The 8676-nt window shown below is 71.9% G+C and carries 9 protein-coding genes; 4 read left to right on the top strand and 5 right to left on the bottom strand.

The features are described 5' to 3' along the window. Positions 1–297: 297 nt before the first annotated feature. Together ADK60_RS17975 and ADK60_RS17970 are read right to left on the bottom strand one after the other, a co-directional pair. The gene (locus ADK60_RS17975; RefSeq protein ID WP_053647232.1) at positions 298–789 is read right to left on the bottom strand and encodes a hypothetical protein; all 492 of its coding nucleotides are present in this window, start codon (positions 787–789) and stop codon (positions 298–300) included. 494 nt (positions 790–1283) lie between these two features. Continuing rightward, on the bottom strand, positions 1284–1889 hold the full coding sequence (locus ADK60_RS17970; RefSeq protein ID WP_053647230.1) for a DUF6461 domain-containing protein: 606 nt from the start codon (positions 1887–1889) through the stop codon (positions 1284–1286). 785 nt (positions 1890–2674) lie between these two features. On the opposite strand from ADK60_RS17970, the gene ADK60_RS17965 reads away from it, so the two are divergent. Further along, positions 2675–3484, top strand: coding sequence for an alpha/beta hydrolase (locus ADK60_RS17965; protein WP_053647228.1), 810 nt, complete (start codon positions 2675–2677; stop codon positions 3482–3484). On the opposite strand, the gene ADK60_RS17960 is transcribed toward ADK60_RS17965, so the two are convergent. Beyond that, positions 3481–4791, bottom strand: a complete 1311-nt coding sequence (locus ADK60_RS17960; protein WP_053647226.1) for an NsdA family TPR-like regulatory protein — start codon at positions 4789–4791, stop codon at positions 3481–3483. The genes ADK60_RS17965 and ADK60_RS17960 overlap by 4 nt on opposite strands. Before the next feature lie 202 nt (positions 4792–4993). Here ADK60_RS17960 and ADK60_RS47695 point away from each other — a divergent pair, with 202 nt between their 5' ends. The 3 genes from ADK60_RS47695 (at position 4994) to ADK60_RS17950 (ending at position 7574) form a co-directional block, all read left to right on the top strand. After that, the gene (locus tag ADK60_RS47695; RefSeq protein WP_286185285.1) at positions 4994–5128 is read left to right on the top strand and encodes a hypothetical protein; all 135 of its coding nucleotides are present in this window, start codon (positions 4994–4996) and stop codon (positions 5126–5128) included. A gap of 86 nt (positions 5129–5214) precedes the next feature. Further along, positions 5215–6687 (top strand): MBL fold metallo-hydrolase, encoded by a 1473-nt coding sequence (locus ADK60_RS17955; RefSeq protein WP_053647224.1) that lies wholly within the window; start codon positions 5215–5217, stop codon positions 6685–6687. After that, positions 6684–7574 carry a hypothetical protein gene (locus ADK60_RS17950; protein ID WP_053647221.1) on the top strand — a complete coding sequence of 297 codons (891 nt, stop codon included), beginning with the start codon at positions 6684–6686 and terminating at the stop codon, positions 7572–7574. The genes ADK60_RS17955 and ADK60_RS17950 overlap by 4 nt, the downstream gene beginning before the upstream one ends. 66 nt (positions 7575–7640) lie before the next feature. Here the strand turns inward: ADK60_RS17950 and ADK60_RS17945 are convergent, their stop codons facing one another. After that, positions 7641–8000, bottom strand: coding sequence for a VOC family protein (locus ADK60_RS17945; protein ID WP_053647219.1), 360 nt, complete (start codon positions 7998–8000; stop codon positions 7641–7643). 315 nt (positions 8001–8315) lie between these two features. Further along, positions 8316–8522, bottom strand: a complete 207-nt coding sequence (locus ADK60_RS17940; RefSeq protein ID WP_053647218.1) for a hypothetical protein — start codon at positions 8520–8522, stop codon at positions 8316–8318. Between the last annotated feature and the right edge of the window lie 154 nt (positions 8523–8676).

Below are 8676 nucleotides of genomic sequence, written 5' to 3'. Positions count from 1 at the left end.
CCCCATCGGCGCCGCCATCCTCGCCATCCTCCCCGCGCAGGCGGGGGTCAGCCGCACGCCCAGAACTTGGCCATGCGCAAGGTCTCGGTCCTCCCCGCAGGCGCGGGGGTCAGCCGAACTGGGTGAGGCCGTCGGCCAGGGCGTCAGACTCCTCCCCGCAGGCGCGGGTGTCAGCCTCCGCCGGGATCTGGGAGCTGGAGGCGGGGTTCGTCCTCCCTGCCAGCGCGGGGGTCTGTCGGCAGTGTCTGAATTTGGGTTCTGGCTCAGCTTTTGTGTGTGCTGTGAGGGGTCGTTGGTTCAGTGCTGGAGAGCGCAGTCGTCCGCTGCCAGGTGCAGGTGCCGAAGGGTTTTCAGTTCGGTGGTCGGGAAGACGTGCCGGCGCCACTTCTGGAGGTAGCCGTCCTCGCCGTGGGTTCGCAGCACCTTCTCGGCAGCCATCAGGACCGCATGCGCCAGGGAGGTGCGAGGACGTGTGGATGTCCACACGAGGGTGCCCTTCCCGTCCGGTGCGTCGGAGCTCGTCCAGATGTCCGGGAAGCGGCGGATCGCGATGTGCACGTCACTGTTTCGGCGACGAAGAATCCACCGCGCCTCTACCGGTTCAAGGTCGAACGAGAACCGTTGGATGCCGTGGGGGCCGTAGAGGCCCGCCATGCTTTCCAACAGGTCGGCGAGCGCGTTTGTGCAGTAGCTGACGATCTCCCGGTGCTTCGTCGAGCCGTCCCAGATCCTGCACGTTGCCCAGCCGGAGCCGCTCAGTTCCCAGCTGAAGTGCAAGGACTGCGTCACTGGATCCCCCCAGGCTGTTTGCGGACAACGCTACCGGCGGTGCTGAGGACGGCGGACGATGGGGTGCGCCACGCGCCAGCCAGCTGGACCAGCGCGTGCCAGCTGTCGCTGGCGCTTGCCAGCATGGGCGCCGTTCCTTGACACCTCAACAGACTGGCCCGGACCGCTACGCCCGGGAGACCGGTCAAGAAGAAGCAAAGCCGTCAGAACGGTGCAGGTCGCGAAGGGGTCCTCCCCGCACCCGCGGGGGTCAGCCGGAGGTATCGGGGCGCCACCCCAGGTAGGGCTTGTCCTCCCCGCGCCTGCGGGGGGTCAGCCGGCGATGTCGCGGGGGTAGTGCTGGACGGAGTAGTCCTCCCCGCAGGCGCGCGGGCCAGCCGATGCCGGCCAGTGTCGGGTCAACCTCGCAGAGGTCCTCCTCGCGAGCGAAGGGTCAGCCGTTGTCCAAGTTGTCGGTGGCCGGCCGGGCTGCGTCGGCCGTCGGGTGGGGGGTGTCACGGGGTTCGGTCGGGGCGAGGGCGGAGTCGGGCGGTGAGGGCCTTCCCGGTATGGAGGTCGGCTTGGTCCATGCCCACGCCGAGTCCTTCGGCGAGACGGTAGAAGAGCCCGCGCAGTCCGAGCGGTCCGGTCTCTTCGGTGTCCGGGAGGGCGCCCAGTGCCCGCAGCTCGGAGTCGAAGCGGTGGGGGTCGTGGCCGGACCGGTGCTCGGGCCCGATGCCCAGCAGGGTGTTCAGACCGGTCACCAGCCGGCCGTTCTCGGCATAGCGGAACTCCACCATGGGCTTCTCGTTGGCGTGCAGGGCCAGTGCCGCCGTCCCGTCCGAGACCGCGGCGAGCAGTTCGTCGCCCTCGACGCACAGCCAACTGCTGTGCTCCCACGCCCACGCCCACGACCCGTACCGGCCGGCGGTGACCACGTAGGCGTCGTCCTCGAAGAGGATGTCGCCGAAATCCTCGCGGAACGCAGCGCTACTCCGTTCGGCGAGTGTGGCGGGGTCCGCCCCCATCCGCTCCAGGAGCCGACGCGGAGTGAGGCCACGGGCGAACGTGACACTCACCAGCGGCAGGTCCCTCCCGTACATCCAGCCCAGGCCACTCATCCGAACCCCTCCACGGTATCGATCGCCTACCCCCCGGTGAGGCTAGACCACCCCGACGACACGGCCACCGATCCAGCCGCCCCGCGACCCGCCAGCAACAGGCCGACGACCCACCAGAAGACCGACCGGAACCCGCCCCACAGCCGGTGACGCCCTCCACGCGCGGGAGTCGGCCGGAGACCCCGAACCGGGCGCGGTCGGTGGTCAAGTCCTGCCCGTGCAGGCGGGGCCAGCAGTGACCCCGTGTTGTCCGCGGACAACACCCCGGCGCCACCACCGTCTGCCACGATGGATCCCGCTCCTTGACACCTCGACAGACCAGCCCGGACCACGACCTCCGGCAGCCAGGTCACGGAACGGCAAAGCCGTGAGAACAGTGCAGGTCGCGAAGGGTCCTCCCCGCGCAGGCGGGGGTCAGCCGTCCTTCGGCTCGCGCTTCCGGCGTGCTGCGGTGTCCTCCCCGCGCAGGCGGGGGTCAGCCGGAAACCCGCACCACCCCCGCGCCTGGCCCGTGGTCCTCCCCGCGCAGGCGGGAGTCAGCCGCTGCACGTGGAGCCGCTTCTCGGCCTGATCTCGTCCTCCCCGCAGGCGCGGGGGTGATTCCGCGATGCTCTGGGTGGGGAACCCGCCGCCGGGCTGCTCCTTGCACCCGCGGGGTCAGCCTTTATGGGCGACGACCAGCAGAGGTCTTTGTGGTCGGTGGAGATGATTCCTTGCCCTGCGACGACTCGGACTCAGGGGTGCTGCTTCTCCCGAGCGCCCGGCCGGGTCGCTACGATCTGCTCATGGATGGTCACGAGACGGCGTTTCAGTCCCTCGATGGCACTGCTCTCTTCGGCACCGTGTGCCCTACAGATGTACGGGGACCGGTTGCGGTGCTGGTTCACGGGTCGGGGGTGACCCGGGAGGAGAGCGGGTTCTTCGCGCGCCTGGCCGCCGGCCTGGCTGCCTCTGGTGTGACCAGCCTGCGGTTCGACCTTCGGGCGCACGGAGCCAGCGGCGGGCGCGAGTCGGAGTTGACTATCGCCTCGGTGGCCAATGACATCCGTGCGGCCGGCGACCACCTGCGCTCGCATGTCGGCCAGCCGGGGCCGGTGCACGTGATCGCCGCGTCGTTCTCCGGTGGCGCCGCCGCATTGCACGCTTCCCACCGGCCCGACGAGGTCGCCAAACTGGTGCTGCTGAACCCGCGGCTGGACTACAAGGAGCGGTACGTCACCTCCCGGCCGGGCTGGACGAACGACTACCTGTCCGGAGACATGGCGGTGCGGCTGGAGGAGCAGGGTTTCACGGAGAAGTCGCCGTTCGAGCTGAACCGGGCCCTGCTGAACGAGGTCTTCTACCTGGACACCCCGGCGATCCTGGCCGGGGTACGGGCGCCGGTGCTGATGGTGCACGGCACCGCGGACACCTTCGTGCCCATCGAGTCCTCGCGCCGGCACCGGCCGATGTTCGGCGGGCCGGTGGAACTGGTGGAACTGGACGGTGCCCAGCACGGCTTCGCCGTCCACGACGACCCGCAGTACCTGGACCCGCAGTCGCAGGCCTGGCAGCGCGAGGTGATCGAGCGGGTGAGCGGCTTCCTGGCCGGTTAGACGGTGGCCAGCTCGCCCAACCGCTGCCGGAACTCGCGGACGGCCGGGCGCCGGGCCTGGGGCGCGAGATCGTCGGCGGTGCGGTGGAGTTCGGCGAGCGCCTGCCCGAAACGGGCGCCGGCGGCGAGTTCCAGGGCCTGCATCGCGGCCGAGGCGGCCTCGTCCGGTTCGCCGGCCGCGACCAGGGCGCCGGAGTACTGGGCGGTGAAGAACGCCCGGTCGCGGGGCGCGAAGGCGGCCGTGACGAGGTGCTCGCCGAACAGGCCGACCGCCCGGTGGGCCTGGCCGGCTTCGCGGTAGCAGATCGCGCTCTGCACCATCAGCCGCTCGCGGGTGTAGGCGTCACCGAGCGGGCCGGTACAGGTGGCGGGCCCGCTCGCCGGGACGGCCCGGTCGAGCACACGGTGCGCCTGGTCGAGCGTGCGGGCCACTTCCTCGACGCGGGCGCCGGTCAGGGCCAGCGCCCGTGCCTGCTGCTGGAACGCTTCCGCGCGGGGTCTGGGCGGAAGTGTCCAGGGACCGTCGGTGGCGGCGCGGGCGAGGTCGAGCATTCGGGCCGCCTCGGTGCGGTCGGTGGCCTGGGCCTGGCGGAGCAGGACGTAGGCGTGCATGGGGCCGTCGCCGGTCAGCGTCGCCCATTCCTTCGCCTGGTGGTGCCAGTTCGCGACGGCCGGGGCACCGGCGCCAGCGTCCCGGTGGAGCCAGGCCGCGAGCTCGGCGCCCCGGGCGCCGAGGGCCAGGAGCTCGCGCCGCAGGCCGGGGGCGCAGGTGCGGGCGGTGGAGTTGATCGCTGCGAGGAGGCCCAGCACGGTGGGCAATGCCTCGTGGGGGCCGGTGAGTCCGTCGGCGCGCGCGGCGTCGTCCAGCGTGGTCCGCAGGTGGCCGAGGAGTTCGCCCTTGTCGCAGCGGCGGGCGCCGTCGGCGGCCGCGGTGAGGCGGTCGAGGGCCGTGAGGTCGAGCGCCGGGGTGGCGCCCGCCAGGCCCAGGAACGTCCGTCGGCGCACGTGCTCCTCCAGTTGTCGTCCGTTCGCGCCACGGCGCCGGCCGGTGGGCCGGGCGGGCCGTCGGAAGCCGAGGTCCTCGGAGGGGCAGTCGAACATCGCCTTCAGGACGCGCCGGGCGTCTCGGTTGGGCCAGGTCGATTCGCCCGACTCCCACCGCCTCACCTGCCGCACGGAGATCCTCGCCTGCTCCTGCAGCTCGCGGGCCGTCTCGTCGTAGGCGGCGGCGAAGTCCTCCTGGGTGTGCCAGCTGCGTTCGACGCGGGCGGCGACGAAGCGCCAGTTGGCGACGGCGTGTTCGGGCATGGGCACCCCCGGAGTCAGGACCACCACGGTAGCGATTGCCAGCGACCGTGGGCGAGGGACTGGTGCCTGGCCGTCACGGTGTCCGGTGAAGCGTCCGGTGATCCGGCCTCGACCCGGGCCCGGCCCGGCGGTGAACTGGGAGCACCCGATCGGGCCGGCCTTCCCGGCCGGTCCCCCATCCCCTCTGCGTAAGGAGGACGCCATGAAGACCACTACCCCGGTGAAGGCCGCGGCCGTCACGCTCGACCCGAAGAAGGTGGCCGCGCTCCAGGCGAAGGTCGCCCGGCTCGTCGGCACCGGCGCGCTGGCCGCCGCCCCGCACACCTACCACCACTGAGTGACTCCGGTTGGGTGGGGCGGCTGGGGCCGCCCCACCCAACCGGATCCTCGAGCCCCGGTCCCGCACATCGAGGAGGCAAAGCTGTGGACACCCGCCTGGAGCTGACGTTCCTTGGCCACCAGACCTGGCTGGTCCAGGGCGGCGGCCACCGAGTCCTGATCGACCCCGTCCTGACGGAGGCGTTCGGCCTACCCGGCCGGGCCGAGTGCCGCGTCTGGCCGCCGCGCCGGATCGACGCCGCTCTGATGCCCCGCCCGGACGCCGTCGTGCTCACCCACGAGCACCTCGACCACTTCCACCTGCCCTCGCTCGACCTGCTGGACCGCCGGGTGCCCGTCTGGACCGGGCCGCTGCTGCCCGCCCCGGTCGAGGAAGCGATCGTCCGCCTCGGGTTCGAGGTCCGCCGCGTCGACCACACCATCCCCATCGAGCTGGGCGACCTGCGCGTCACCCTTTACCCCGCCGGCGCCCGGACCCTGTTCTGGGAGGACCGGGTCGTCCAGCCCTGCCTGCGCGTCGGCGACGGACCGGCGGTGTTCGTCGCGGTCGACGCCGACCCCTCCGACCTCTACCTGCAGCAGGTCGCCGACGGTACCCGGCCCGTGCCCCGGATGGCGGTGGTCTCCAACAACTCCCAGATCGTGCCGCACGGCATGCCCGCCTCCTCGGTCAACCTGCTGCCCGGCGTGGGCGGCACCCGCCACAGGACCGGCCTGGCCGTCCTCAACCAACTGCTGCTCGACGTCCTCGCTCCGCTCGACGGCGTTGGGGACGTGGCGCTGTGCGGCAACGGCTTCCTGCCCCCGACCTCCCCGCACGGACCGTTCCTGTACTGCGACCACCCGCAGATGGCCGCGGCCGCCAACGGCCTGCAACACCTCTTCCACGTCCACGGCCCGCGCCCGGGCGAGCGGCTGACCGTCCCGGCCTCGCCGGCGCAGAAGGTGACGGTCGACCGGGTCGGCTGGGTGCGGATCGACGACGACTTCGAGTACGAGTCGCTGGTCGCCCATGCCGCGTTCCTCGCCGACCCCGGCGCGGTCCGCCTGTCCCCGCTCGCCGACGAACCAGCCGACCAGGACCGGGCCCTCGAGCTCCTGCAGCAGGAACTGCCGCGGTTGGGCCGCGAACTGCTGGCAACCGGCACCGGCGTGCTGGCGTGCAGCATCCACGAGTACCTCTCCGGCCCGCTCGGCCCCCACCGTGCGGTACTGCGGCTCAAGGACGGCCCCGGCGGCGAGCTCCTCCAGTTCGCCTGGGACGTCACCACCGCCGACTTCGTCCGGGTCGAGGCGACCGGCCGCGAGGAGGCCATGGCCGTCTACCCGTTCGGCGCCGAGATGTTCTACCAGGACTACCTCGCCCTCCTCCAGGGCCGCCTGCAGGTGTGGGACGTGGCCGGCGGCGCGATGGAGTGCTGGCACATCGGCCGCCCTCTGGACAGCCTCGTCTACGCCCTCTTCGGTATCTACGGCGAGCACCAGCGCCCCGACCTCGCCGCCCGCTCCTACACGAACCTGGCCTCCGGCATCACCGTCCCGGCAGTCCCCCGGTGACCACCGAGCCGGCCACCGCCGCCGAAGCCCTGACCGGGCTCGCCCGCACCCGCCCCACCGGATGGCTGGCCACCCCGATGCCCACCGACCCCGTCGACCTCCTCCTGCGGGCCCGCCGGGCCCTCGCCGCCGACCACCCCGGCGTGAACGGCAGAATCAGCGTGATCAGTGCCAGGTACACCGCCGCCGTGTTCGCGGTGCACCGGCCCTCGACGCAGGGCTCGCTGGTCCTCAAACTCCACGCTGACTCGGCCGCCTACGCCGGGGAGACGCTGGCGTACGCGCTGCTGGCCGACACCGCCCCGGTCGCCCGGCTGTACGCGGAGGGCGAGACGTCGCTGTCGCTGTTGCTGGAGTACCTGCCCGAGCCCGCCGAGTGGAGCGGACCGCGGACGCCCGCCGTGCTGGCCGACCGCGTCGCCGCCGTCCACACCGCCTCACTGCGGCTGCCCGCCGAAGCCGCCGAGGCGATGGCCGGCTTCACCCTCGCCGCCCTGCGGAACGCCCCGGCCCCGGCCTGGATCACCGACCCGGCAGCGTACGCCGAGGCGCTGGCCGCGCACGCGGACGCCTTCGGCCCTGGCCTGGTGCCACTCGGCCACCTCGACCTCAAACCCGAGCACCTGCGCCGACGCCCGGACGGCGACGTGGTGCTGCTCGACGTGGAGAGCGTGCGCCCGGACGTCACCGGGCTGATCGACCTGGTCACCCTGCCCGCCGTCCTACGGCAGGCCGGGCACGAGTTCAGCCCCACTCAGGTGCTGGGCCTCTACCTCGACGCCACCGCGGCCCGGGGCGCCCGCTGGACAGCTGGCTCGTTGAAGTCCGCCCTGCGCGCGTACGCGGCAGCCACCGGACTGGAAAGCCTGCACGGCCTGGACCGGTGAACACCGAAGGCCGGGTGCCCCACCGACTGCCACAGTCGGTGGGGCACCCGGCCTCGGCGTGCTCTGCTACGGGCCCTCGATGCCGACGATCGTGCCGAACGGGTCGCGCAGCTGGGCGATCCGCCGGCCGGGCTCGACCGTCAGAGGGCCACGGTGGTGTTCACAGCCGGCCGCCAACAGCCGCTCCCGGACCAGGTCGACATTGTCCACACTCCAATAGACGACTGGGCTGCCACCCCGAGGGTTGCGCTCGTCGTCCACCGGATGGAAGCCGACCTCGACCCCGCTGACCTCTACCCACGCGTAGACCGCCCCGGAGTCGCTGACATCCGTCTTCACGGGAACGTCCAGGAACCCACCCCACCAACGTGCCGACGCCTCGGGGTCCACGGCGAACGTCATCACGGTACGCACACCGGTGAACAAGAGCCACCTCCACAGACCGCCACTGACCGCTACACCGTCAGCACCAGTCTGTCACGATGGACCCGGCTCCTTGACACCTCAACAGACCGATCCGGACCGTCACGAAATGGCAAAGCCGTCAGAGCGGTGCAGGTCGCGAAGGGTCCTCCCCGCACCCGCGGGGGTCAGCCACAGCAGAAGGAGTTCACTCAGCAGGAAGGCTCGTCCTCCCCGCGCCAGCGGGGGTCAGCCGGGGGCGGCCCCCGGACTGCGGCCCCGCCGTTCGGACGGGACGCGGTCTCGTGCAAGACGCGCTGCCGCAGCCGAGCCAGTGGGTCAGTCCCGGGTGCTGTTCGGGTCGTCACGGGGCAGGACTGGCTGCCCCTTCGCGGCGCGGACGGCCTTGCGGCATCGATGCTCAACCTCGTTGCCGTCGCTGCCGTCCTCGACGGCGAAGCGGGCCATCTGAGCGTGCGTCGCGGCAGCGTCCGCGCGGTCGGCGGCCGTGGAAGCGGGCGGGGTCCTCCGGCGGGGAATCTTCAAGGCGAGTCCTTCGCCGTAGGGGAACCTGATTACTGACTTCGGCGCGTCAGGGTGGACTGTGTGGAAGTCCCTGATGGGTGTGGTGTGGTGGCTGTATCTGGTGGTGTGTGAGGTATGCGGATGGTGGTGGGCTGACCGCCACGGGACGGCTGCG

Origin of the sequence: Streptomyces sp. XY431, assembly GCF_001279805.1 — a bacterium.
Taxonomy (GTDB): domain Bacteria; phylum Actinomycetota; class Actinomycetes; order Streptomycetales; family Streptomycetaceae; genus Kitasatospora; species Kitasatospora purpeofusca.
This window is presented reverse-complemented; position numbering and strand designations above follow the sequence as displayed.

Excerpts from the sequence above, each read along its gene's own strand:
- ADK60_RS17970 (WP_053647230.1), bottom strand. The coding sequence starts at position 1,889 with ATGAGTGGCCTGGGCTGGATGTACGGGAGGGACCTGCCGCTGGTGAGT.
- ADK60_RS17965 (WP_053647228.1), top strand. The coding sequence starts at position 2,675 with ATGGATGGTCACGAGACGGCGTTTCAGTCCCTCGATGGCACTGCTCTC.
- ADK60_RS17960 (WP_053647226.1), bottom strand. The coding sequence starts at position 4,791 with ATGCCCGAACACGCCGTCGCCAACTGGCGCTTCGTCGCCGCCCGCGTC.
- ADK60_RS47695 (WP_286185285.1), top strand. The coding sequence starts at position 4,994 with ATGAAGACCACTACCCCGGTGAAGGCCGCGGCCGTCACGCTCGACCCG.